Below are 23,848 nucleotides of genomic sequence, written 5' to 3'. Positions count from 1 at the left end.
GGGCCGCCGGTGCTGCTGGCGCGGGCCCCCGGTCCGGCGCAGACTGCGGTGGTCATGGACCGCACCGCGCCCGTCGATCGCCCCGCCACCGGCGACGGTGTCCGCCGTTCCCGCCGTGCCCGCCGTCCGACGCTGCTCATCGTCCTGACGACGGTGCTCGCGGTGCTCGCCGCCGGCACGGTGTGGGCGGTCACCGCCGAGGGCCCCGCCCTGCGCGGGCTGCGGATACTGGTGCCGAACGCCTCCGGCGGCGGCTACGACGCCACCGCCCGCGCGGCGGCGAAGGCCATGGAGGACTCGGGCGTCACCGGCCGGGTCGAGGTCTTCGGGCTGCCCGGGGCGGGCGGCGTCGTCGGGCTCGGCCGGGTCGTCAGCGAGCACGGCAACGACCGGCTGGTGCTGAGCATGGGGCTGGGCCTGGTCGGCGCCGCCCGGTCGCAGGGCACGCCGGAGCTGCTGTCCCGGACCACCCCGATCGCCCGGCTGACCCGGGAGAGCGAGGTCGTCGTGGTCCCGGCCGACTCGCCGTTCCGGGACCTCGGCCGGCTGCTCGACGCCTGGCGCTCGGATCCCGCGGGCAACGCCGTGGGCGGCGGGTCGACGCCCGGCGGGCCGGACCATCTCGCGACCATGCTCATGGCCGAGCGCGCCGGGATCGCCCCGCCCGAGGTCGACTACGTCCAGCACGACGGCGGCGGCGAACTGCTGGCCGCACTGGTCTCCGACGAGGTCGCGTTCGCCGTGTCCGGGCTCGGCGAGCTCGCCGACCAGGTGGACAACGGCGCGCTGCGGGTGCTCGCCGTGACCGGCGGGGAGCGGGTGCCGGGGATCGACGCGCCGACCCTGCGCGAGACCGGGATCGACCTGGAGTTCACCAACTGGCGCGGGATCCTCGCCCCGCCGGGCCTCACCCCGGCCCAGCGCGGCGAGCTGGAGACCGCCTGGGGCGCGCTCGTCCGCACCCCGGAGTGGCGGGAGGTCCTGCGGCGCAACAACTGGCAGGACGCCTACCAGCCGGGCCCCGAGTTCGGCGCCTTCCTGGCCGACGAGGAGCGCCGGGTCGCCGGGGTGCTCGCGGAGCTCGGGCTGCGCTGACGCCCGGGTCCGGCAGTGATCCCTCCGGCCCCCGGTTGACAACGCCCGGGCATCCGGGTTCGGTGAGGACGTGATCGCCTTCCTGCTGACGCGTCGCCGTCACGTCGATCACCTGGTCATCGTGAGCCAGGCCTGTCGCTGAGGTCGCAGGCCCTCCCCCTCACCTGCCGGGCACCGCCGCCGTGTGCCCGGACGACCTCTGGAGCGATCCCCCGTGTCCGACCTCTCCCGCACCGAGCCGCTGAAGTTCGCCTACTGGGTCCCGAACGTCTCCGGTGGGCTGGTCACCAGCACCATCGAGCAGCGCACCGACTGGGGCTACGACTACAACGTCCGGCTGGCCCGCACGGCCGAGGACAACGGCTTCGACTACGCGCTCTCCCAGATCCGCTACATGGCGAGCTACGGCGCCGACCACCAGCACGAGGCGACCGGCTTCTCGCTCGCGCTGGGGCTGGCGACCGAGCGGCTGAAGGTCATCGCCGCGGTGCACCCCGGCCTGTGGCAGCCCGCGGTGCTCGCGAAGTGGGTGGCCACCGCCGACCACCTGACGAAGGGCCGGATCGCGGTCAACGTCGTCTCGGGCTGGCTCAAGGACGAGTTCACCGCGATGGGCGAGCCCTGGCTGGAGCACGACGAGCGGTACCGCCGCACCGCGGAGTTCATCCGGGTGCTGCGGGAGATCTGGACGGCGGGCGAGGGCGGCGCCGAGTTCACCGGCGACTTCTACCGGGTGCACGGCTTCGACCTGAAGCCCCGGCCGGTCGACGTCCCGGGGCGGCCGCACCCGGAGATCTTCCAGGGCGGGAACTCGACGGCGGCCCGCCGCAACGGCGGCACCGTGTCGGACTGGTACTTCTCCAACGGGAAGGACTACGACGGCTTCACCGAGCAGGTCGAGGAGGTCCGTGCACACGCCCGGACGGCGGACCGGCCGCAGCCGGTCCGGTTCGGGCTCAACGGCTTCATGATCGCCCGGGACAGCGAGTCCGAGGCCCGCGAGACGTTGCGGGAGATCGTCGCGAAGGCGAACCGGCCGGCCGTCGAGGGCTTCCGCGCCGCCGTGCAGCAGGCCGGCAACTCGACCGGGGACGGGCGCGGCATGTGGGCGGACTCCTCGTTCGAGGACCTGGTCCAGTACAACGACGGCTTCCGGACCCAGCTGATCGGCACCCCGGAGCAGATCGCCGACCGCGCGATCGAGTACAAGCGCCGCGGCGCCGACCTGCTGCTGCTCGGCTTCCTGCACTTCCAGGAGGAGGTCGAGTACTTCGGCGCGAAGGTCCTCCCGCTGATCCGCGAGAAGGAGGCCGCCCTCGCCTGATCCCGGCGCGCCGGTCACCGGGTGGCGGAGGCTCCCGCGGTGAGCTCGGCCCGCAGGCGCTGCGCGTGGGTGCGGGCCCAGGTCCCGACGGAGGTCGCGGGCCGGCCGGTGAGGTCCTGGACCGTCGTGTTCGGGGCGGGGTCCATCTCGCGCAGCATCCCCAGGATGGTGTGGACGAACATCTCCGCCTGCTCCGGGCCGACGGCCGGCTCCAGCGCCGCGACCGCCTCGTCCGGGCCGACCTCCTCGAACCGGACCGGGACGCCGGTCGCCTCCGCCAGCGCGGCGACCGCGGCCCGCCTGGTGACCGGTTCCGGCCCGGTCAGGGGCAGTGCCCGGCCCTGGTGGCCCGGCGTGGTCAGCGCGACGGCCGCGACCTCGGCGATGTCGGTCATCGCGGTCGGGGTGCTCGCCAGCTCCGGCCACGGCTCGCGCACCACCCCGGTGGCCCGGATCTGCGGCAGCCACATCTCGTAGTTCTCCACGAAGTCGGCCGGCCACAGGTGGGTCCACGCCGGGCCGGCCGACTCGACGGCCGCCGTCACCGACCCCCACCAACTCTCCCGCTCCCCGGTCAGGGCCACGACGTGCTCGACCCCGGCCGCCGCCGCCCGGGCCAGCACCTCGGACGCAGTCGGCTCGTAGGGGGCCAGGTACATCGCCCGGACACCGTCGAACACCCCGTCCAGGCCGGCCGGGCGGTGGACCGACCCCCGCACCGCCTCGGCCCCCTCCGGCAGCGCGGCCCGGGCCGGGTCCACGGTCAGCGCCCGCACCGGCTCCCCGGTCCGGGCCAGCAGGTGGTCGACGACCATGCGGCCGATGTTGCCGGTCGCCCCGGTCACCAGGATCGTCATCGCTTCTCCCCTCGACGCCCGCCCGGCGGGACCGGACGACTCCGTACACCGTACCGCAGTTTCCGTACGGCGTACCGAGATATTCGGCCCGGACACGCGCCGGCGCCCGCCCCGGGGTCCGGGACGGGCGCCGACGGGCCGGAGCGGGGTCAGCCGACCCGGGTCTGGTCCTCCCCGGCCGGTGCGGTCCCGGCCACCGCGGCGCGGCGCCGGGCACGGCGCCGGAACCAGAACGCGCACGCCGTCACCAGCAGGCCGACCGCCACGACCAGACCACCGGTGCCCCACGGGCCCAGCGCGCCGAAGAACCAGGCCCACGCGTCCTCGCCGAAGACCTGCGGGACCGCCTCGACGAACAGCCAGGCGCCGAACACGAAGAACATGACCGCCGCACCGATCGAGATGACCCGCTCGGGCAGCTTCTGCCCCAGCTTGCGACCGACGACGATCGCCAGCGCGTCGGCCGCGACCATGCCGAGCGTCGACCCGAGCCAGACGCCGAACCAGCCGTACTGGGTGGCCAGGGTGATCGTCGCCAGCATCGTCTTGTCGCCCAGCTCGGCGAGGAAGAACGCCATCGACGCCGCGACGACCGCGGACCCGCCGGCCCGCTTGGCCTTGCGCTCCTCGTCGTCGGTCAGCGAGTCCCCGCGCAGGGTCCAGGCGCCGAACACCAGGAACGCCACCGAGGCGACCAGGGAGATCCAGCCGGTGGGGATCGACGCGCCCAGGCCGTAGCCGACGGCGACCGACACCAGGTGGGTCACCGAGGTGGCGATGGTGATGCCGATCAGCACCGGGATCGCCTTGAAGCGCGTCGCGAACGTCAGGGCCATGAGCTGCGACTTGTCGCCCAGCTCGGCCACGAAGATGACACCGAAACTGACCGCGAACGCGACCAGGAAACCGTCCATGACCATCCCTCGATCTCGCACCGGATCGAGGGGTACGAACGACCTCGATCCGGTTCGACCGGATCGAAGGTCTCGCTCGCCCGGTGGTGGTCAGGCCGCCACGCCCGGGCCGGCCCCGCGCACGGGGCGGGCCAGTATGTCGAGCGCAGCGTTGGGAGCTACTCCCCTTCGCGTACGGATCGGACGGTACCTCATCGATCCAGCGGCGCTCGACCCCCGGCGGGGCAGGTGTGACGGTCTTCTCAGCGAGCGCCGTGCCGTGCCGTGCCGTGCCGGAGTTGCACACCGAACGCCCGAGGGATTCCCAGCGCGGTCACAGGATCGTCTCAGGGTGGCGGCGCACAGTACTGCCATGACCGAGTACGGGCCGGGATCCGGCGAGCGAGCCGACGGAGCAGCACCCTCCACCGCGGGCGGCGCCACGGACCCCACCCGGCCCGATCCGCGTGCGCCGGGCACCCGCCCCCGCACGCCGACGGCAGCAGCCCCCGGGAGGCGAACCCGATGACCGACACCGACCAGCGCCCGCAGCACGACCAGGCTCCGCCCCCGTGGGCCTCGGCGAGCAACCCGGGGATCCCGGCGCACGGCGCGGGCAGCCCGCCCACCTCGGTGTACCCGCCGTTCCCGGCCCAGGCCCCGGCGCCGAAGCCGCCGCGCCGGTTCGGCACCGGGCTCGTCGCGGTGGCCGTCGCGGCCGGCCTGATCGGCGGCGGGGTCGGGTTCGGCGGCGCCTACGCGGTGCTCGGGGACTCCCCGGCCGGCACCGCCGCGCTGAGCAGCTCCGCCGATCCGGGCACGCCGGCACAGGCCGCCGACGGCTCGATCGCCGGGGCCGCGGCCGCGATCACCCCGAGCACGGTGGACATCCAGGTGCGCACCGCCCAGGGCGGCGGCGAGGGCTCGGGCGTCATCCTCACCGCCGACGGCGAGGTGCTCACCAACAACCACGTCGTCACCGGGGCCGGCCCCGGCGGCCAGATCACCGTGTCGACCTCCGACGGCACCCAGTACCGCGCGACCGTCGTCGGCACCGCGCCCGGCTACGACCTGGCCGTCCTGCGGCTGGAGGGGGCGTCGAACCTCAAGGCCGCCACGCTCGGCGAGTCCGGGGGCGTGCAGGTCGGCGAGCAGGTCGTCGCGACCGGGTCGCCGCAGGGCCTGTCCGGCACCGTCACCGCGGGCATCGTCTCCGCGCTGAACCGGACCGTGGCCGCCGGCGGCGAGGGCGAGGAGCCGGTCGTCTACAACGGCCTGCAGACCGACGCCCCGATCAACCAGGGCAACTCCGGCGGACCGCTGGTGAACCTGGCCGGCCAGGTCGTCGGGATCAACTCCGCGATCGCCACCAGCGGCGGCAGCCCCGGCTCGATCGGGCTCGGCTTCGCGATCCCGGTGGACACCGCGAAGCGGGTCGCCCAGGAGATCATGTCCGACGGCGTCGCCACCCGGCCGCAGCTCGGCGTGCTGGGCTCGATCCAGCAGTCGTCCCCGGCCGCGGCGGGTTCCGGCGGGGCGCAGCTCTCCGAGGTCCAGCCGAACTCGCCGGCCGCAACCGCCGGGCTGCGGGCCGGCGACGTCGTCACCAAGGTCGACGACTACCCGGTCTCCAGCTTCGCCGACCTGATGGCCCGGGTCGGGAACTTCGCCCCCGGCCAGCAGATCACGCTGACCGTCGGCAGCGGGTCCGGCGCCCGCCAGGTCCCGGTCACCCTCGGCAGCGCCGAGGACACCGCCGCGGCGAACTCCCGCAACGGGTCGCTGCCCAGCCCGCAGGAGCCCGGCCAGGGCGGGTCCGACCCGTTCGGCGGGTCCAGCCCGTTCGGCGGCTCCAGCCCGTTCGGGGGCGGCGGCAACTGACCCGCACCTCCCCCACCGACCGCCGGCCGGGCACGACGCACCCCCTCCCGTCGTGCCCGGCCGGTTCCGTGTCTGCACGACGACAGCCGGTTACGTAGCCTCGACCCCCACCGTTTCGCGACGCAGCGTGCGCGTACCGACGGAAGGGGCGGTCGATGACGACACACGATGACGACGGGGCCACCGACGACGGGGCCACCGCGCTCCGTCCCCGGCGCGAGCGCGGGATCGGGCTCGCCACCACCGTCGCCGCCGCCGGCGGCCTGCTGTTCGGCTACGACACCGGCGTCATCAGCGGGGCGCTGCTCCACATCGCGCCGGAGTTCGGGCTCGGCGACGCCGGGCAGCAGCTGATCGTGGCCGGCCTGCTGGCCGGTGCCCTCGTCGGCGCCCTGGCCGGGGGCGCGGTGACCGACGCGCTCGGCCGGCGGCGGACGCTGATCGGCGTCGCCTGGGTCTTCCTCGCCGGTGCGGTCCTCTCCGGGATCGCCCCGGGGACCGGCGTGCTGCTCGCCGCCCGGGTCGTGCTCGGGCTGGCGATCGGGGTGTCCTCGGTCTGCGTGCCGCTCTACATCGCCGAGATCGCGCCGAAGGCCTCGCGCGGACGGCTGGTCTCGATGAACCAGTTCCTCATCACCGTCGGGATCCTGCTGTCCTACCTGGTCAACTCCCAGTTCGCCGAGGCGGGCAGCTGGCGGTGGCCGCTCGCGCTCGCCGGGATCCCGGCGCTGGCGATGATCGTGGGGCTGCTCGGCGCGCAGGAGTCGCCGCGCTGGCTGGTGCTGCGCGGCCGGGTCGACGAGGCCCGCGCCGCACTGGCCGGGCGCACCCCCGAGCAGGCCGAGGCCGAGATCGCCGAGATCCGTGCCGCCGCCCGGGACGAGGCCCGCTGGAGCTGGGCCGACCTGCGCCGGCCGCAGCTGCGCCCGGCGCTGACCCTCGGGATCGGGGTCGCCGCGGTGAACCAGCTCGTCGGGGTGAACGCGGTGCTCTACTACGCCCCCACGATCCTCGAGGGCGTCTTCGGCTCCGACACCGGCGCACTGCTCGCGACCGTCGGGATCGGGCTGGTCAACACCGTCGTCACCGGGATCGCGCTGGCCCGGATCGACTCCTGGGGTCGGCGGCCGCTGCTGCTCGGCGGGCTCGCGGTCGTCGTCGCGGCGCTGGTCGCGCTGGTCGTGCTGTTCCTGCTCCCGTCCCAGGACGGCGTGGTCGGGATCCTCATCGTCGTCGCCCTGTGCGTCTACATCGCGGCGTTCGCGGCCAGCCTGGGCATCGCGATCTGGCTGGTGAACTCCGAGGTGTTCCCGACGGCCGTGCGCGGCAAGGCGTCCGGCCTCGGTGCCACCACGCACTGGGGCCTGGACCTGGTGATCGCCTCGACCACGCTGACGCTGATCACCACGCTCGGCGAGGCCGGGCTGTTCGCCGTGTTCGCCGTGGTCGGTGCCGCCGGGTTCGTGTTCCTCCACCGGCTGATGCCCGAGACCAAGGGGCGAAGCCTGGAGGAGATCGACGCCGCGCTGCAGGCCAGGGCCGGGCGCACCTGAACGCGGTCACCGCCCGGGGCGCCGCCGGTGACGCAGCCGCTGCACCAGTGCGGTCGCCGCGCCGACGAGTGCGGCGACGCCGACGGCCAGCGCCGCCGCCACCAGCGGCGAGTCCGTGAGGTTGCCGGTGAGCACCCCGAGGACCCCGTACAGCAGGGTCCACAGCGCCGCGCCGCCGGTGACCGCGGGCACCAGCCGGCCCCAGCTCATCCCGGCCGCGGCCGCGGCGATGATCGTCGGCACCCGGCCCGCGGGCGCCACCCGCCCGACGAGCACGAGCAGCCAGCCGCGCTCGGCGTAGGCGGCGCGCAGCCGGCGCACCCGCTCCCCCGTGCGGTCCCCGCCGAACCGGCCGCCCGCCACCGCGGCGAGCACCGAGGCACTGCCCCACCGGGCGACGGCGAACGTCACCAGGTCACCGGCCAGCGCGGCGGCCAGCGCCAGCACGAGCACCACCGGCAGGGACAGCGCGTCCGACGTCATGGCCGTCGCCGCCGCGGCACCGACGATCGCCCCGGTCGGGACGACCGGCAGGATCGAGCCGAACAGCACCCCGCCGCCGACGACCAGGTAGGCGATCCGGCCGGTGTCCGGCCCGAGGTCGGCGGAGAACCAGTCCGCGGCGGCCGCGACCGGTGTGGTCATGCCGGCACCCCGAGCGAGGCCCCCGGCGGCACGACGACCGGCCGGGTCCGCAGGCCCGCCGCCACGACCGCGGCGGCGAAGTCCTGCGGCGGGCGGACGAGCAGCTCGCGCATCCGGCCACCGGTGCGGCCGGGCACCGAGCACAGCCCGGCGACGGCGAGGGTGCCCCACTGCACCGGCAGCGTCACCCGCGGCGCGAGCCGCCGGACGGCCTCGGCCGCACCGGCCGGGTCGAGGTGCCCGGGCCCGAGGCTCGGCCCCCAGCCCCACACCGGCAGCGCGGCCAGGTCGATCGGCCCCTGCGCCGCGATGTCGGCCAGGCCGGGGAACAGGCCGGTGTCACCGGCCAGGTAGACGCGGGCACCGTCGGCCTCCAGCAGGTGCCCCATCGCGACGGCCTGCGGGCCGTGCGTGAGCCGCGGTCCCCAGCGGTGCCCGGAGTGCTCCGCCGCGGTGCCGGTCACCCGGAGCCCGGAGAACGTCCTGGCCTGCCCGACGGCCAGCTCTGACACCCGGCGCACGCCGCGCCGACGCAGCCAGCCGGCCGCTCCGGCGGGGACCACGACCTCGGTGCCGACCGGCAGCAGCCGCAGCGACCCGAGGTGCAGGTGGTCGGCGTGCAGGTGCGAGATCAGCACCAGGTCGACGTCGGCGAGCCCGGCCGGGTCGACGGCGGGTGCCATCCGGCGCAGCGGCCCGACCGTCGCGGTGAGCACGGGATCGGTGAGCACGGGATCGGTGAGCACGGTGCGCCCGCCCAGGCGCAGCCGCACCGTGCTGTGCCCGAGGAAGGTCGTCTCCGGCAGGTCCACGGACCGAGTATCCCGCTCAGGCGTTGCCGAGCACGCGGTCGACGGCGACGCGGAGCACCACCCGCTGCGGGTTCTCCCGCGGCTCCTTGTACTCGCGGGCGTAGCGGTGCTCGGCGTCGCGCACGGCGCCGGGATCGTCGTCGACGACGGCGACGCCCTCGAGGGTCGACCAGGTCCGGCCCTCGACCAGCGTCAGCGAGACGCGGGCACCGGCCCGGCCCGCGGCGGCGACGTTGACCGCCTTCTGCGAACCGCCGCTGCAGATGACCCGCGCCACCCGCTCGGTGAGGTCCAGGGTGACCCCGACCGGTACCGCGTGCGGGGTGCCGTCCCGGCGCGGGGTGACGAGGATGCAGGGGCGGCGCTGCGACCAGAGCTCTCGGAAGCGGTCGGAGACGCCGTCGGCGAGGGAACGTCGACGGGGCATGGCCCCATCCTCGCGCTCGGCCGGTCACCCCGCCGCAGCAGGTCCGTCCCCGTCGCCGGCGCCGGGTCGCGGTCCGGTGTAGACGCCGACCGGGCGGAACCGCAGCCCGGGCTCGGCGTACTCCTCCATGGCGTGCGCGACCCAGCCGATCGTGCGGGCCGTGGCGAACAGCAGCTCGCCCGCGTCCGGGCGCAGGTCGTGGGCGTGCAGCAGGGCCGCGAGCGCGATGTCGATGTTCGGCGCGGGGCCCTCGCCGCCCCGGTGCAGCCCGTCGGCCAGAGCCGTCACGACGCCGGCCGCCGGTGCCGCCACCGGGTCCGCGCGCAGCCGGTCGAGCAGCACCACGGCCCGCGGATCGGGACCCCGGTAGACGGCGTGCCCGAACCCGGGCACCCGCTCGCCGGACCGCAGCCGCTCGGCCAGCGCGGCCCGCGGGTCGGTGGCCGCACCGGCGAGGAAGCGGTACGCCAGCCCGCTGGCCAGGCCGTGCCGCGGGCCGTCCAGCGCACCGAGCCCGGCGGAGACGACCGCGTGCACGTCGGCGAGCGTGCTCGCGGCGACCCGGGTGGCGACCGTGGAGGCCGCGAGCCCGTGGTCGGCGAGCAGTACCAGTGCGGCCCGCACGTGGCCGATCCCCGCCCCGGGATCCGCCGACGGGTCCCGGGCGAGCGCCGGCCACAGCCGCGCGGCCAGACCGGCCTGCTCCACCGGGGGTGGCGGGTCCGCCACGGTGGTGGTCAGGGCGTCGACCACGGTGCCGAGCAGCCGCGAGGCCGTCCGCACGACCGCGCCGGGCGAGACGTCGGCCCGCAGCGGGTCGGCCGCGGCCAGCGCCCCGACCGCCACCCGGAAGCGGTCGGTGGCCCGGGCACCGGCCGGCAGTGCGCGGAGCACGGCGGTGGCGACCGGGAGCAGGTCGGGATCGGCCGCGAGCGGCACCGGCCCGCCGGTCTCCCAGAGCAGCCCGGCGACCTCCTCCGGGGTCGCGGTGCGGGCGAGCTCCCCGGCCGCGACCCCCCGGAACCACGGCCCGCCGTCGGCCACCAGGGTGATCCCGGTCCTGATCCGCTCGACCGCCCCGGACGGCGCCCCGGCCTCGCGGCCGCGCGCGGCGAGTGCCTCCACCTCCGGCCGGGCGAACCGGCTCCCCCGCCGCTGCGCGCCGCGCACGCTGGTCAGCAGGCCGCGGCTGGCGTAGGCGTACACGGTCTCGCGCTTCACGCCGAGCCGTTCCGCGGTCTCGGCGACGGTCAGGTACTCCACGACATGGACCGTATCAACATTGATCGAATCAATATTGACGACGCGACGGGGACGGCGGAACGTCTGTCCCATGACGACCGTCCCCACTGCCGTACCCGAGGTCCCACCGGGCCTGCGCGGCGTCGCCGTCACCACCACGACGATCGGTGACGTCCGCGGCGACGAGGGCTTCTACCACTACCGCCAGTACTCCGCGGTCGAGCTGGCCCGGGTCAGGACCTTCACCTGCGCCTGGTTCCTCGCCGCCCACGGCCACCTGCCCACCGAGCCGGAGCGGACCGCGTTCGCCGGGCGGATCGCCGCCCACCGGGAGCTCCCGGACGAGCTGCGCGCCCTGCTCCCCGCGATCGCCGGCGCGTGCGGCGACGACCTGCTCGCCGGCCTGCGCACCGCCCTGTCGGTCCTCGGCCCGCTGCGCGGGATGCGCCCGGTCTGGGACGCCGGACCGGAGCGGGGCGCGCGGGACGCACTCGCCGTCTGCGCCGCGACGCCGACCGTGCTGGCCGCACTGCACCGGCTGCGCTCCGGCCGGGACCCGGTCGCGCCGCGGGCCGACCTGGAGCCCGCCGCGAACTGGCTGTGGATGCTCACCGGGTCCGAACCCGTCGCCGAGCACGCCCGCGCCGTCGACGCCTACCTCGTCAGCACGCTGGACCACGGCTTCAACGCCTCCACGTTCACCGCCCGGGTCGTCGCCTCCACCGGGGCGGACGTCGCCTCGGCGGTCACGGCGGCGATCGGTGCCTTCTCCGGCCCGCTGCACGGCGGCGCCCCGGACCGCGCGCTGGAGAGCCTGGACGCGATCGACCGCGAGGCCGGCGGCGACCCCGGGCGCTGGGTCGCCGACCGGCTCGCCGCCGGGGAACGGATCATGGGGTTCGGGCACGCCGTGTACCGCGGCCCCGATCCGCGCACGGCGCTGCTGCGCGAGGTCGCCGAGCGGCTCGGCGGCCCGCTCCCGGCCCGGGCCGCCGAGGTCGAGCGGCAGGTCGGCGCGGCGCTCGCGCAGCTGCGCCCGGACCGGCCGTTGCACGCGAACGTCGAGTTCTACGCGGGTGTGGTGATGGCGGGCTGCGGTGTCCCGCGGTCGATGTTCACGCCGACGTTCGCCACCAGCCGGGTCGTCGGCTGGTGCGCGCACGTGCTGGAGCAGGCGGCACAGCGGCGGCTGATCCGCCCGTCGGCCACCTACGCGGGTCCGCAGCCGCCGGTGCCGGTGCCGCCGCGGGAGCGCCCGGCGGCTCCGGCAGCCGGGTGAGAATCGCGTCGAAGATGCCATTGCAAAGTTTCTCGCTTGCCGCGGGACCACGAACCGTGCTCACCTGATCGGGTAGCAACGACAACAACCTGATCATCAGAGGTCGTGTGTTCCGGGCCCGTCGAGCCGCCGAGACCACCCCCGGGACACCCACCAGACCGCACCGGCCAGGCGTCGCGATCACCGTGCTCGCGGCGTCCGGCCTGCTCGTCTCGCTGGTGCAGACGATGGTGGTCCCGCTCCTGCCCCGGTTCCCCGAGCTGCTGTCGGTGAGCCCCTCGACGGCGTCCTGGCTGGTCACCGCGAACCTGGTGGCCGGGGCCGTGTCGGCGCCGGTGCTGGGCCGGCTCGGCGACATGTACGGCAAGCGCCGGATGCTGCTGGTCGCGCTCGGCCTGGTCGGGGTGGGCTCGCTGCTCGGCGCCGTGGCCCCCGGGATCGGGCTGCTGCTCGTCGCCCGGGTGCTGCAGGGCGCGGCGTTCGGGGTGATCGCGCTCGGCATGAGCCTGATGCGCGACGTCCTCCCGCCGGAGCGGATCGGGTCGGGGGTCGGCCTGATGTCGTCCTCGCTCGGGTTCGGCGGCGCGATCGGCCTGCCGATCACCGGCGTCGTCGCCCAGCTCGGGAGCTGGCGCTGGCTGTTCGCCGGGGCCGCGGTGATCGCGGTGGTCCAGATCCTGCTGGTGCGCCGGCTCGTGCCGGAGTCCCGGCTGCGCAGCGGGGGCCGGTTCGACGCCGTGGGCGCGGTCGGGGTCGGCCTCGCGCTGGTCTGCCTGCTGCTGGCGATCTCCAAGGGCGACGCCTGGGGCTGGGCGTCGCCGACCGTGCTCGGGCTGCTCGGCGCCACCGTCGTGCTGACGCTGGTGACCGGCCGCTACGAGCTGCGGGTCCGGCGCCCGCTGATCGACCTGCGGGTCTCCGCCCGGCCCGCGGTGCTGCTGACCAACCTGGCCTCGGTACTCACCGGGTTCGCGATGTTCGCGGGCTTCATCCTCACCATCCAGATCCTGCAGGCACCGGTCGGGACCGGGTACGGCTTCGGGCTGCCGCTGGTGATCGCCGGGCTGGTGCTGCTCCCGATGGGCGGGGCGATGGTGGCGCTGTCCTCGGTGTCGGCGCGGTTGTCGCGACTGCGCGGGCCGCGCACCACGCTGGTCGCCGGGACGGTCGTCCTGGCGGTGGGCAACGTGGGCCTGGCCCTGCTGCCGGGCTCGGTCTGGCTGCTGATGCTGGCCTCGACGGTCGCGGCGATCGGGGCGGCACTCGCCTACTCGGCGATCCCGCTGGCGATCATGCGCGCGGTCCCGGAGTCGGAGACGGCCGCGGCGAACAGCCTCAACACCCTGGCCCGGCAGCTGGGCACCAGCTCGTGCGCGGCCGTCGTCGCGGCGGTCACCTCGGCCTTCGTGCTCGACGGCGGCGCCTTCCCGCAGGGCGCCGCCTACACGATCGCGTTCGCCGCCGCCGGTGCCGCCGCGCTGGTCGCGACGGTGCTCGTCGCACTGACCCCGGAGCCGCTGACCGTCGGGCCGACCGCGGAGCCGGTCGCCGGCCGCGTCTGACCGGCACCGGCGCGACCTGCACCACTCCGCCGGTGCCGGGCGTGCACGCACCGGGGCCGCACCGGCACCCGCCGTATGCGTTCCACTATGGACCCGATGGTGGCGCCGACCTGCGGGTACGGCACGCCCGTGCAGCGGACCGGTCGGTAGAACTTCTCGGTAACATTCCGGCCGGCCACCGTCGCACGTACCCGACAATGGGTGAGCGCACCCACTCGGGGGCCGGATCACATTCCGATCGAGTCTCTGCACCGATACCGTCTGTGACACCGCAACCGCACCGACCATCCGGCCCGCATTCGCGTTGACCCTGGTGACGACGAATGAAGGCAGACCCGCAGCCCTGGCCGTCGTCGCACCTGGAGGTCGTCCCATGAAGCCGTTCGTGGTCAACAACCACGACCGTCTGGTCTTTCCCGCGAATTTCCTCGGAGAACTCGATTTCTCCGTGATCGACGATCTCGAACAGTTCGCCGCAATCGTCGGGCGCGATTTCGAGGCGAAGGCGCCGACCGGGACCGACATCCTGGAACGGGTGGCCTCGGGGGCGTACGAGAGCCGGTTCGGCCTGCTGCGCGACATGAGCCAGAACCTGTTCTGGGTCAACCGGTACACGCTGACGATGTTCGAGAAGCGCCCGACCCGCTGGCGCGACCTGCCGCGCCACCGCCCCGACGTCTTCCTCCCGACGCTGACCCCGTGGCGCGACGGCGAGCGGAAGATCCGCGCGGTGCGCGAGGCGTTCGACGCGCTGCCGACCACCTGGGACACCGGCGTCGAGGAGCGGATCTTCGACCTGCTCTTCGACGTCTACGGCAACCGCCGCCACCACGCGACCGAGCTGCCCGCCGTGAAGCCGACCGTCGAGCAGTTCCTGACGACCCCCGGCGCGCGCACCTTCGTCGTACCGCACCACGACCCGGACTACCCGGTCTTCGCCTGGAACGAGATCCTCGACGCGCACGCCGAGCGGCCCGAGCTCGAGGCGCTCACCCGGTGGGCGATGGTGCTGCACAACCAGTACCCGTGGGACCGCGCCGCGACCGAGCTGCGTACCGCGGACGAGATCGGCGACGACGACCACGTCATCGCCTTCCACCCGCGCAACCGCGACGTGGCGGACTTCCTGGACCGCGCCACCGGCGCCCGCCCGGCCCGCCGCGGCCGGGTCGCGACGCAGGCCGAGCCGGTCTCCCCGGCGCGCCCGCTGCCGCCGGTCCGGGTCCGCGAGGCGTTCGCGGTGCAGCCGAAGGTGGAGGCGCTCGCGGTCGTCCGCGGCGAGCACGTCTGCTCCAACGACGACGTCGTGCGCAACTCGGCGTTCTCCTGGTCGCCGATGAGCGCCGCGGAGATCTCCACCAAGACCGGGATCGACCAGCGCTGCTACACCTCGCACGACATCGAGGACCTGGCCTGGTCGGCCGCGGTCCGGGCGCTGGAGCACTCCGGCCGCGACCGGTCCGAGATCGGCGCGGTCATCGTCGCGACCTGCACCAGCGAGCGGCTCATCCCGTCGCTGTCGACCTGGCTGTCCGGCCAGCTCGGGCTGCTCCAGACGCACTGCTCGGCCGACATCGTCGCCGCCTGCGCGGGGCTCCCGTACGGGCTGGCCGAGGCCGTCCGCCAGCTGCAGGAGGTCCGCCGGCCGGTGCTCCTGGTCTGCGTCGAGAAGTTCTCGGACAAGATCGGCAACGTCCGCACCTCGCGGATGATCTTCGGCGACGGCGCCGCGGCGATGGTCGTCGCACCGGCCCCCGACGGCGAGCCCGGCGACGTCGACCTGCTCCAGACCTACGCGTCCGGCCCGGTCTCCGAGGTCAACTCGATCATCTGGCCGAACCCGGAGTTCGACAACGACATCACCGTCTACGGGCCCGAGGTGAAGTCCCTGGTCGCGCGCTACCTGGCGCAGATGATCGGTGAGCTCACCGAGCAGGCCGGGCCGGACGGCACCGGCAGCATGCTCGACGCGGTGGACCTCATCGTCCCGCACCAGGCGAACAAGACGATGATCCTGCAGCTCGCGGAGAAGGCCGGGCTCGCGGCGGAGCAGCTGTACTTCAACATCGGCACGATGGGCAACGTGTCCGCCGCGTCCATCCCGATCGCGCTGTTCGACGCCTGCGCCGACGGCGTCGTGACCGGCCCGACCCGGGTGTTCGCCCCGGGCTTCGGCGCCGGTGCGGTCGGGGGCTACGCCGTGCTCGAGGTCGACCCGGCCGTGATGGCCCCCGAGGTGTTCCTCGATCCCGCGGCGGCCGGGGCACCGCAGACCGTCCCGCCCGCCGCGCCGACGACCGACGACGTCCGCATCGCGTTCGGCGAGTGACAGGCTTGGGCCTTCACCGGTAGGACGGGGCGAGCACTCCTCGCCCCGTCCGACCGGTGGGGTACCCGTGCCAGACCCGCCGTCGCAGCCACCAGGAGCAGTGAAACCCGTGTTCTCGCGCATCGCCATCGTCAACCGCGGTGAACCCGCCATGCGGTTGATCAACGCCGTCCGGGAGTGGAACGCCGAGAACGGCCCCGACCGCCGGCTGCGCACCATCGCGCTGTACACCGCCGTCGACCGGCGTGCGATGTACGTCCGGGAGGCCGACGAGGCCGTCCTCATCGGACCCGACGACCCGGACCACATGGGCGCGAGCCCGTACCTCGACCACGCCGAGCTGGAGCGGGCGCTGCGGGTCTGCGCCGCCGACGCGGTGTGGCCGGGCTGGGGCTTCGTCTCGGAGAAGGCCGACTTCGCCGAGCTGTGCGCCCGGCTGGGGATCGTCTTCGTCGGGCCGTCGGCCGAGGTCATGCGGCGGCTCGGGGACAAGATCGCGTCCAAGCAGCTCGCCGAGTCGGTCGGCGTGCCGATGGCGCCGTGGTCCGGCGGCCCGGTGGCCGACCTGGCGGCGGCCCGGGCCGCGGCCGACACGGTCGGCTACCCGCTGATGGTCAAGGCGACCGCGGGCGGCGGCGGGCGCGGGATCCGGTTCGTCGCCGGGCCGGAGCAGCTCGACGAGGCGTTCGAGCGCGCGGCGTCGGAGGCGGGCCGCACGGTCGGCGACGCGACGGTCTTCCTGGAGCGGGCGGTCTCCGGCGGGCGCCACGTCGAGGTCCAGGTCGTCGCGGACGCCCACGGCGACGTGTGGACGCTCGGGGTGCGGGACTGTTCGGTGCAGCGGCGCAACCAGAAGGTGATCGAGGAGTCGGCGTCCACCGCGCTGGACCCCGAACAGGAGCGGCTGCTCCGCGACTCGGCCGCCGACCTGGCCCGGGCCGCGGGCTACGTCAACGCGGGCACCGTCGAGTTCCTCTACCAGCCCGAGGAGAAGCTGCTCTCCTTCCTGGAGGTCAACACCCGGCTGCAGGTCGAGCACCCGGTCACCGAGGCGTGCACCGGCGTCGACATCGTCAAGCTGCAGCTGCACGTGGCGGCGGGCGGCGCGCTCACCGACGTCGCGCCGGTCGCCCCGGCCGGCTCGGGCTGGGCGATCGAGGCCCGGCTGACGGCCGAGGACCCGGAGCGCGAGTTCGCCCCGGCCCCGGGCCGGATCGAGCACCTCGCGCTGCCCAGCGGCCCGGGCGTCCGGGTCGACACCGGTGTCGCCGCGGGGGACGTCATCCCGCCGCAGTTCGACTCCATGATCGCCAAGGTGATCGCCTGGGGCCGGGACCGCGACGAGGCCCGCGCCCGGCTGTCGCGTGCGCTGCGCCAGACCGCGGCCGTGATCGACGGCGGCTCGACGAACAAGGCGTTCCTGCTCGATCTGCTCGACCGCGACGAGCTGCGCTCCGGTGACCTGCAGACCACCTGGCTCGACTCGATGATGGCCGACGGCTACGCCCCGCCGCGCCGGATCGACGTCGCGCTGCTCGCGACCGCGATCCAGTCCCACGAGGGCCACGTCGCCCGCCAGCAGGACCGGCTGTTCCGGTCCGCCGAGGCCGGGCGCCCCGAGGTCGGCTACGAGACCTGGCACCAGACCGACGTCACCGCCGCCGGGCAGTCCTACACGCTGCGGGTCGCCCGCACCCGGTCCGGGCGCTACCGGGTCGAGCTGGACGGCGTCGGGGTGGACGTCGACGTCGAGCGCAACGGCGCCTACGAGCGCCGGCTCACCGTCGGCCCGCAGAGCTGGACCGTGCTGTCGGTGGCCCAGGAGTCGGACTTCCTGGTCGAGGTCGACGGCGCCGTGCACCGGATCTCCGGCGGCGAGGCCGGCATCGTGCGCGCGCCGGCGCCGGCGATGGTCGTCGCCCTGCCGGTGGCCCCCGGCGACGTGGTGGCCGAGGGCGACACCGTCGCGATCGTCGAGTCGATGAAGCTGGAGACCTCGCTGCGCGCGCCGTTCGACGGCACCGTGGCCGAGCTGCTGGTCCCGGCCAACTCCCAGGTCGACGGCGGCACCAAGCTGCTGCGCCTGGAGCCGTCGGCCGACGCCGACGAGAGCGCCGCCCCGGCCACCGACCGGATCGGCTTCGCCGCGTTCGCCACCGCCGGTCCGGGCCCGGACGGCGCACCGGCCGCGACCGCGGCCGACGCGCTGTCGGCGCTGCGCTTCGGGGTCCTCGGCTTCGACGTCGACGAGACCCAGACCCGCCCGCAGCTCGCCCGCCTCGCCGGTGCCCGGGACGCCCTGCCCGGCGACGACCCGGCCGTGCTCGCCGGCGAGACCGCCGTCCTGCAGATCTTCGCCGACCTCTGCGCCCTGTCGCGCAACCGGTCCGAGACCGACGACGAGACCGGCGAGACCGAGCGCAACCCGCAGGAGTACCTCTACGCCTACCTGCGCAGCCGGGACCCGGAGGACGAGGGCCTGCCCGAGTCCTTCCAGGCCAAGCTGCGCACGGCGCTGGCGCACTACGGCGTCACCGACGTGACCGACGACCCGGACCTCGGCCCGTCGCTGTACCGGATGTTCCTCGCCCACCGGCGGGCGGCGCAGCAGGTCCCGGTCGTGCTGGACCTGCTCAACGGGCGGCTGCGCCACCCCCGCACGCTGGGCGGGCTGCCCGCGGCGGCCCGCGAGGACTACCTGCGCGCGCTGGACGCACTCGTCGTCGCGACGCAGCTGCGGCACCCGGTCGTCGGGGACACCGCCCGGCTCCTGCGCTACCGGGCGTACGACGCCCCGGTGGTCGCCGCCGAGCGGGCCCGGGCGCTGGAGGGCGTGCGGGAGAGCCTGGACGTGCTGGCCGCCGAGCGGGAGGGCACCGCGACCGTCCCGGACCGGGCCGCCCGGATCGACTCGCTGGTCACCTCGTCGGAGTCGATCCTCGGGGTCTTCGGGGAGCGGCACGACGCCGTCCTGCTGGAGGTCATGACCCGGCGCTACTACCGGGTCCGGCCGCTCGGCGAGCCGGAGCTGGGTGAGTTCGCGGGCCGGCCACTGCTGACGGCGCGCTACCGGCACCTGGACAACGACCGCACGCTGTTCGCGTCGGTGATCGACAACAACGACCCGCAGAACGCGCTGGAGATCGCCGAGGAGCTGCGCCGCCGGGTCGCCGAGCTCGGTGGGCAGCCGGGGAACCGGACCGCGCTGGTCGACCTCTACGTCACCTCGACCAAGGCCGGCGACGGCGGTGACCCCGACGCCAGGGCCGAGCGTGTCCGGGCGGCGCTGGGCAAGGTGCCCGCCGCGCTGCACCGGGTCGCGGTCGCGGTCCGGCCCAACCCGCGGGCCGAGCACGCCGACGACGAGGCCGAGGCCCCGACCTGGTTCACCTTCCGGCCGGACGCGACCGGCGAGCTGGTCGAGGACCGGACGCTGCGCGGGATGCACCCGCTGGTCGCGGACCGGCTGCGGCTGTGGCGCTTCGGCAACTTCGAGCTGACCCGGCTGCCCGCGGCCCCCGACGTCCACGTGTTCCGGGCCGTCGGCCGCGAGGTCCGTGGCGACGACCGCCTGGTCGCGATGGCCGACGTGCGCGAGCTGACCGTGCTGCGCGACGACGAGACCGGCCGGATCCGGGCGCTGCCGCAGTTCGAGCGGGCCCTGGACGCCTGCATCAACTCGCTGCGCGCGGCCCGCGCCGGGGACCGGACGCTGGCCAGGACGTCGTGGAACCGGATCGCGCTGTACGTGTGGCCGGAGGTCGACGTCCCGCTGGCCGAGCTGCACGCCGTGGTCCGGCGGCTCGCGCCGCGTACCGCGAACCTCGGGCTGGAGCAGGTGCTCGTCGAGTTCCGCAGCGCCGATCCGTCGGTGGCCGGGGACCGGGGCGGGTCGCGGTCGATGCTGCTGCGGATGTCGCGCCCGCCCGGCGCCGGGGTGACGCTGCGCCTCGACGAGCCGCCGACCGAGCCGATGCGCGAGCTCGACGACTACGACCAGAAGGTGCTCAAGGCCCGGCGCCGCGGGGCCGTCTACCCGTACGAGATCCTCCCGCTGCTCACCGCGGGGGTCGACGCCGGACCGGGCACCTGGCAGGAGTACGACCTCGACGACGACGGCGTGCCGCACCCGGTGGACCGGGCCCCCGGCGGGAACCGGGCCAACCTGGTGCTCGGCGTGGTGTCCGTGCCGACCCGGCGCTACCCGGAGGGCATGCGGCGGGTGGTGCTGCTCGGCGACCCGACCCGGGCGCTCGGCGCCATCGCCGAGCCGGAGTGCCGCCGGGTGCTCGCCGCGATCGACCTGGCCCGTGAGCTGGACGCCCCGGTCGAGTGGTTCGCGGTCTCGGCCGGCGCGAAGATCGCGATGGACTCCGGCACCGAGAACATGGACTGGATCTCCCGGGTGCTGCGCGGGATCATCGAGTTCACCCAGGGCGGCGGCGAGATGAACGTCGTCGTCACCGGGATCAACGTCGGCGCCCAGCCGTACTGGAACGCCGAGGCCACGATGCTCATGCACACCAGGGGCATCCTGGTGATGACGCCGGACTCGGCGATGGTGCTCACCGGCAAGCAGTCGCTGGACTACTCCGGCGGGGTGTCGGCCGAGGACAACTTCGGCATCGGCGGCTACGACCGGATCATGGGCCCGAACGGCCAGGCCCAGTACTGGGCACCGGACCTGTCCGGCGCCGTGCAGGTGCTGATGCGGCACTACGCACACACCTGGACGCTGCCCGGCGAGCGGTTCCCGCGGCCGGCGCCGACCACCGACCCGGTCTCCCGCGACGTGACCACGGCGCCGCACTCCGGGCCGAACACCGAGTTCCGCACGCTCGGCGAGATCTGGGCGCCGGAGACCAACGGCGAGCGCAAGAAGCCGTTCGACATCCGCTCGGTGCTGGACGGTGTCGCCGACGCCGACCACCCGACGTCGGAGCGGTGGGCCGACATGCACGACGCCCAGTCGGTCGTCGCGCTGGACGCGCACCTCGGCGGGCAGCCGATCGCCATGATCGGCATCGAGTCGCGGCCGGTCCCGCGCCGCGGCCCGCGCCCGGTGGACGGCCCGTCGCAGTTCACCGCCGGGACGCTGTTCCCGCGCTCGTCGCGCAAGTGCGCGCGGGCGATCAACGCGGCGTCCGGCAACCGGCCGCTGGTGGTGCTGGCGAACCTGTCCGGGTTCGACGGCTCGCCGGAGTCGCTGCGCGGGCTGCAGCTGGAGAACGGCGCCGAGATCGGCCGGGCCATCGTCAACTTCGACGGCCCGATCGTGTTCTGTGTCGTGTCCCGCTACCACGGCGGTGCGTTCGTCGTGTTCTCCGGGACGCTGAACGACAACATGGAGGTCGCCGCGGTCACCGGCTCGTACGCCTCCGTGCTGGGCGGGGCGCCGGCCGCGGCCGTCGTCTTCGCCGGCGAGGTCAACCACCGCACCGCCGCCGACGAGCGGGTCACCGGTCTGGAGGCCCGGATCACCGAGGCCGCCGAGGCCGGGGACGAGGCCACCGCGGCCCGGCTGCGCGGCGAGCTCGCCACCCTCCGGCCGGACGTCCGCTCGGAGAAGCTCGGCCAGGTCGCCGACGAGTTCGACACGAAGCACTCGATCGAGCGGGCGCAGAGCGTCGGGTCGGTGCACCGGATCGTCTCGCCGGAGGAGCTGCGGCCGTACCTGGCCGACGCCGTCGCACGTGGAATGAAGCGCACTCTCGACTCCCTTGGAGGAACGGAATGACCGCACCCACCGACATCAACCCGGAGCAGCGCGTCGCGATCGTGACCGGAGGTGCGCGAGGCATCGGGGCGGCGATCACCACGACGCTGGCCCGCCAGGGCGTGCACGTCGCGGCCGGCTACTCGTCGAACTCCGAGGCGGCCGAGGACCTGCGCGGCAAGCTGGGCGCCGAAGGTGCGTCGGTGTCGGTGCACCAGGGCAACGTCGGGTCCCCCGACGACTGCGCCCGGGTCGTGGCCGAGGTCCTGGAGCAGCGCGGCCGGGTCGACTACCTGATCAACAACGCCGGTATCACCGTCGACAAGACCGTCCGGAAGCTGACCGTCGACGACTGGCACGCGGTGCTGCGGATCAACCTGTCCGGCGCGTTCTACATGACCAAGGCCGTGCTGGAGCACATGACCGGCAACGAGTTCGGCCGGATCGTCAACATCTCGTCGGTGATCGGGCAGACCGGGTCGATCGGGCAGGCGAACTACGCCTCGTCCAAGGCCGGGCTGATCGGGTTCTCGAAGTCGCTGGCGCAGGAGGTGGCCCGCAAGGGCGTCACCGTCAACTGCGTGGCGCCGGGCTTCATCGAGACCGAGATGGTCGCCGCGGTGCCGGAGAAGGCGATGGAGAAGATCCTGGCGAAGATCCCGGTCGGCCGGCTCGGGCAGGCCGACGAGATCGCCCGCGCCGTGGCCTTCCTGGTCGACGACCGCGCCGGCTACGTCACCGGCTCGGTGATCAGCGTCAACGGTGGCCTGGACATGGGTTCCTGACCCACCCGTCCCACCCGCCTCTCGCGCCCCGCCCCCTCGTCGTACTCATGGAGCTTCGGCCTCGTCACACCGGGCCGAAGCTCCATGAGTGGGAACGGGGGCGGGGTCAGGCGCGGGTGCAGCGGGCCTTGGACTCCAGGATGCGGGCGACGGCGGCGTCGTTCGCCTCCGCGGAGATCCGGCCGTCGGCGAGGGCCTGCTCGGCGGCGTCCAGCAACGGCCCGGCCGGGGTGACGTTGGAGAACAGGGCGATGTCCGCCCCGGCCGCCAGCGCCCGGGTGGTGGCCTCGGCCAGCCCGAACCGGTCGGTGATCGCCTTCATCGCGCCCAGGTCGTCGGTCATCACGACGCCGTCGAACCGGTAGGTCTCCCGCAGCAGCCGGTAGGCGGCCGGGTCGATGCTGGCCGGGTCCTCGGTCAGCCCGGGGACGTCGAGGTGCCCGAGCATGACGCCGACCCGGCCGTCCAGCGGCATGCCCGGCCCGACCAGCGCCGCGTACGGCAGCAGGTCGCGCCGCTCCAGCTCGGCCAGCGGCGGGACGCTCACCGAGCCCTCGTGCGAGTCGCCGGAGCTCGCCCCGTGGCCGGGGAAGTGCTTCAGCACGCCGTACACGCCGCCGGCCTGCTGGCCCTGCGCCCAGGCCAGCGCGTAGCGGGTGGCGGTGTCCGGGTCGTCGGAGAACGACCGGTCCCCGATGACGTCGGTGCGCGGCTGGTCGGAGACGTCGACCGACGGGGCGAGGTTCCAGGTGACCCCGCGGGCCCTCAGCTGCTCGGCCCGCTGCCGGGCCAGCTCGGTGACCTGCTCCGGGGTCCGCGACGCCGCCATCTCCCTGGCGCTCGGGATGTCGCCGTCGAGCTCGTCGATGCGCTGGACCCGGCCGCCCTCCTCGTCGACCGCGACCGCGAGCGGGGTCCGCGACGCGTCCTGCAGCGCCTGCATCCGGTCCTGCTGCAGCAGCTCGGTCGCGTTGCCGCCGAGGAACACCCCACCGACCTGCGACTCGCGCACGCTCCGGGCGGCGCCCTCCGGGTCGGACGCGTCCACCCCGACCATCAGGCGCTGGGCCAGCCGGTCGCGGACCGAGAGTTCGGCGACCATCGGCACGCAGGTGTCCACGGGTTCCTCCGGGGCGGCGGGTGCGGCGGCGGGCGGGCCGGCCGCTGCGGCGGACCCGTCGTGGGCGGTCAGCACCGGCGTGGTGACGGCCACGGTGCCGGCCGCCAGCGCCGCCCCGGCGACGGCGGCGGTCAGCAGCAGTCCGGCTCCGCGACGGCGGTGGTGCCCGGTGACCGGGTGGTGTCGTGCTCGCATCACCGCCCATCGTGACGCATCCGGGCCGCGCCCGTCCGCCGACGCGCACCCCGGCCGCCCACCGGCCGCCGGAACGACGGCCCGCGACGACGGACGGCACCCTCGACCGGCACCGGGCCGCCGGATCCGCCCC

16 protein-coding genes are annotated in these 23,848 nt (G+C 74.8%); 9 read left to right on the top strand and 7 right to left on the bottom strand.

Annotation, left to right across the window (positions count from 1 at the left end; all coding sequences use genetic code 11):
- Window positions 1-54 precede the first annotated feature (54 nt).
- Window positions 55-1,095, top strand: a complete 1,041-nt coding sequence (locus AFB00_RS18470; protein ID WP_068800428.1) for a Bug family tripartite tricarboxylate transporter substrate binding protein — start codon at window positions 55-57, stop codon at window positions 1,093-1,095.
- 214 nt (window positions 1,096-1,309) lie between these two features.
- Window positions 1,310-2,419 (top strand): dimethylsulfone monooxygenase SfnG, encoded by a 1,110-nt coding sequence (gene sfnG, locus AFB00_RS18465; RefSeq protein WP_068798280.1) that lies wholly within the window; start codon window positions 1,310-1,312, stop codon window positions 2,417-2,419.
- 14 nt (window positions 2,420-2,433) lie between these two features.
- Here the strand turns inward: sfnG and AFB00_RS18460 are convergent, their stop codons facing one another.
- Both AFB00_RS18460 and AFB00_RS18455 read right to left on the bottom strand, forming a co-directional pair.
- Window positions 2,434-3,276: an SDR family oxidoreductase gene (locus AFB00_RS18460; RefSeq protein ID WP_068798279.1), complete on the bottom strand. Its 843-nt coding sequence runs from the start codon at window positions 3,274-3,276 to the stop codon at window positions 2,434-2,436.
- 149 nt (window positions 3,277-3,425) lie between these two features.
- On the bottom strand, window positions 3,426-4,190 hold the full coding sequence (locus tag AFB00_RS18455) for a TMEM165/GDT1 family protein (RefSeq protein WP_083276075.1): 765 nt from the start codon (window positions 4,188-4,190) through the stop codon (window positions 3,426-3,428).
- Window positions 4,191-4,694: 504 nt separating this feature from the next.
- On the opposite strand from AFB00_RS18455, the gene AFB00_RS18450 reads away from it, so the two are divergent.
- Window positions 4,695-6,050 (top strand): S1C family serine protease, encoded by a 1,356-nt coding sequence (locus tag AFB00_RS18450; RefSeq protein WP_068798278.1) that lies wholly within the window; start codon window positions 4,695-4,697, stop codon window positions 6,048-6,050.
- Between the two features lie 155 nt (window positions 6,051-6,205).
- Window positions 6,206-7,603 carry a sugar porter family MFS transporter gene (locus tag AFB00_RS18445; protein ID WP_068798277.1) on the top strand — a complete coding sequence of 466 codons (1,398 nt, stop codon included), beginning with the start codon at window positions 6,206-6,208 and terminating at the stop codon, window positions 7,601-7,603.
- A 6-nt stretch (window positions 7,604-7,609) separates the two neighbouring features.
- Here the strand turns inward: AFB00_RS18445 and AFB00_RS18440 are convergent, their stop codons facing one another.
- Genes AFB00_RS18440 through AFB00_RS18425 form a run of 4 tightly spaced genes read right to left on the bottom strand, consistent with a single transcriptional unit; the run spans window position 7,610 to window position 10,750 of the window.
- Window positions 7,610-8,248, bottom strand: a complete 639-nt coding sequence (locus AFB00_RS18440; protein ID WP_156819625.1) for a DedA family protein — start codon at window positions 8,246-8,248, stop codon at window positions 7,610-7,612.
- Window positions 8,245-9,060, bottom strand: coding sequence for an MBL fold metallo-hydrolase (locus AFB00_RS18435; protein ID WP_068798276.1), 816 nt, complete (start codon window positions 9,058-9,060; stop codon window positions 8,245-8,247). The genes AFB00_RS18440 and AFB00_RS18435 overlap by 4 nt, the downstream gene beginning before the upstream one ends.
- A gap of 16 nt (window positions 9,061-9,076) precedes the next feature.
- Window positions 9,077-9,487, bottom strand: coding sequence for a TIGR03618 family F420-dependent PPOX class oxidoreductase (locus AFB00_RS18430; protein ID WP_068798275.1), 411 nt, complete (start codon window positions 9,485-9,487; stop codon window positions 9,077-9,079).
- 24 nt (window positions 9,488-9,511) lie between these two features.
- Window positions 9,512-10,750 carry a citrate/2-methylcitrate synthase gene (locus AFB00_RS18425; protein ID WP_231973973.1) on the bottom strand — a complete coding sequence of 413 codons (1,239 nt, stop codon included), beginning with the start codon at window positions 10,748-10,750 and terminating at the stop codon, window positions 9,512-9,514.
- A 70-nt stretch (window positions 10,751-10,820) separates the two neighbouring features.
- On the opposite strand from AFB00_RS18425, the gene AFB00_RS18420 reads away from it, so the two are divergent.
- The 5 genes from AFB00_RS18420 (at window position 10,821) to AFB00_RS18400 (ending at window position 22,400) form a co-directional block, all read left to right on the top strand.
- Window positions 10,821-12,008, top strand: a complete 1,188-nt coding sequence (locus AFB00_RS18420) for a citrate/2-methylcitrate synthase (RefSeq protein ID WP_068798274.1) — start codon at window positions 10,821-10,823, stop codon at window positions 12,006-12,008.
- 185 nt (window positions 12,009-12,193) lie between these two features.
- Window positions 12,194-13,570: an MFS transporter gene (locus AFB00_RS18415; RefSeq protein WP_231973972.1), complete on the top strand. Its 1,377-nt coding sequence runs from the start codon at window positions 12,194-12,196 to the stop codon at window positions 13,568-13,570.
- 373 nt (window positions 13,571-13,943) lie between these two features.
- Complete coding sequence (locus AFB00_RS18410; RefSeq protein WP_068798272.1) at window positions 13,944-15,899, top strand: 3-oxoacyl-[acyl-carrier-protein] synthase III C-terminal domain-containing protein; 1,956 nt, start codon at window positions 13,944-13,946, stop codon at window positions 15,897-15,899.
- Window positions 15,900-16,008: 109 nt separating this feature from the next.
- Entirely contained in the window at window positions 16,009-21,636 is a 5,628-nt protein-coding gene (locus tag AFB00_RS18405; RefSeq protein ID WP_068798271.1) for an ATP-binding protein, read from the top strand.
- Window positions 21,633-22,400, top strand: coding sequence for a beta-ketoacyl-ACP reductase (locus tag AFB00_RS18400; protein ID WP_068798270.1), 768 nt, complete (start codon window positions 21,633-21,635; stop codon window positions 22,398-22,400). The genes AFB00_RS18405 and AFB00_RS18400 overlap by 4 nt, the downstream gene beginning before the upstream one ends.
- Before the next feature lie 106 nt (window positions 22,401-22,506).
- On the opposite strand, the gene AFB00_RS18395 is transcribed toward AFB00_RS18400, so the two are convergent.
- Window positions 22,507-23,715 (bottom strand): glycoside hydrolase family 3 N-terminal domain-containing protein, encoded by a 1,209-nt coding sequence (locus AFB00_RS18395; RefSeq protein ID WP_068800425.1) that lies wholly within the window; start codon window positions 23,713-23,715, stop codon window positions 22,507-22,509.
- Window positions 23,716-23,848 lie beyond the last annotated feature (133 nt).

Origin of the sequence: Pseudonocardia sp. HH130630-07, assembly GCF_001698125.1 — a bacterium.
Classification (GTDB): domain Bacteria; phylum Actinomycetota; class Actinomycetes; order Mycobacteriales; family Pseudonocardiaceae; genus Pseudonocardia.
Note: the sequence above shows the minus strand (reverse complement) of the source record. Positions and strands in the feature narration are given on the sequence as shown.

What these genes read in the sequence shown, in the direction of transcription:
- AFB00_RS18470 (WP_068800428.1), top strand. Translation starts at nt 55, where the DNA reads ATGGACCGCACCGCGCCCGTCGATCGCCCCGCCACCGGCGACGGTGTC.
- AFB00_RS18460 (WP_068798279.1), bottom strand. Translation starts at nt 3,276, where the DNA reads ATGACGATCCTGGTGACCGGGGCGACCGGCAACATCGGCCGCATGGTC.
- AFB00_RS18455 (WP_083276075.1), bottom strand. Translation starts at nt 4,190, where the DNA reads ATGGACGGTTTCCTGGTCGCGTTCGCGGTCAGTTTCGGTGTCATCTTC.
- AFB00_RS18450 (WP_068798278.1), top strand. Translation starts at nt 4,695, where the DNA reads ATGACCGACACCGACCAGCGCCCGCAGCACGACCAGGCTCCGCCCCCG.
- AFB00_RS18445 (WP_068798277.1), top strand. Translation starts at nt 6,206, where the DNA reads ATGACGACACACGATGACGACGGGGCCACCGACGACGGGGCCACCGCG.
- AFB00_RS18440 (WP_156819625.1), bottom strand. Translation starts at nt 8,248, where the DNA reads ATGACCACACCGGTCGCGGCCGCCGCGGACTGGTTCTCCGCCGACCTC.
- AFB00_RS18430 (WP_068798275.1), bottom strand. Translation starts at nt 9,487, where the DNA reads ATGCCCCGTCGACGTTCCCTCGCCGACGGCGTCTCCGACCGCTTCCGA.
- AFB00_RS18420 (WP_068798274.1), top strand. Translation starts at nt 10,821, where the DNA reads ATGACGACCGTCCCCACTGCCGTACCCGAGGTCCCACCGGGCCTGCGC.
- AFB00_RS18410 (WP_068798272.1), top strand. Translation starts at nt 13,944, where the DNA reads ATGAAGCCGTTCGTGGTCAACAACCACGACCGTCTGGTCTTTCCCGCG.
- AFB00_RS18400 (WP_068798270.1), top strand. Translation starts at nt 21,633, where the DNA reads ATGACCGCACCCACCGACATCAACCCGGAGCAGCGCGTCGCGATCGTG.
- AFB00_RS18395 (WP_068800425.1), bottom strand. Translation starts at nt 23,715, where the DNA reads ATGCGAGCACGACACCACCCGGTCACCGGGCACCACCGCCGTCGCGGA.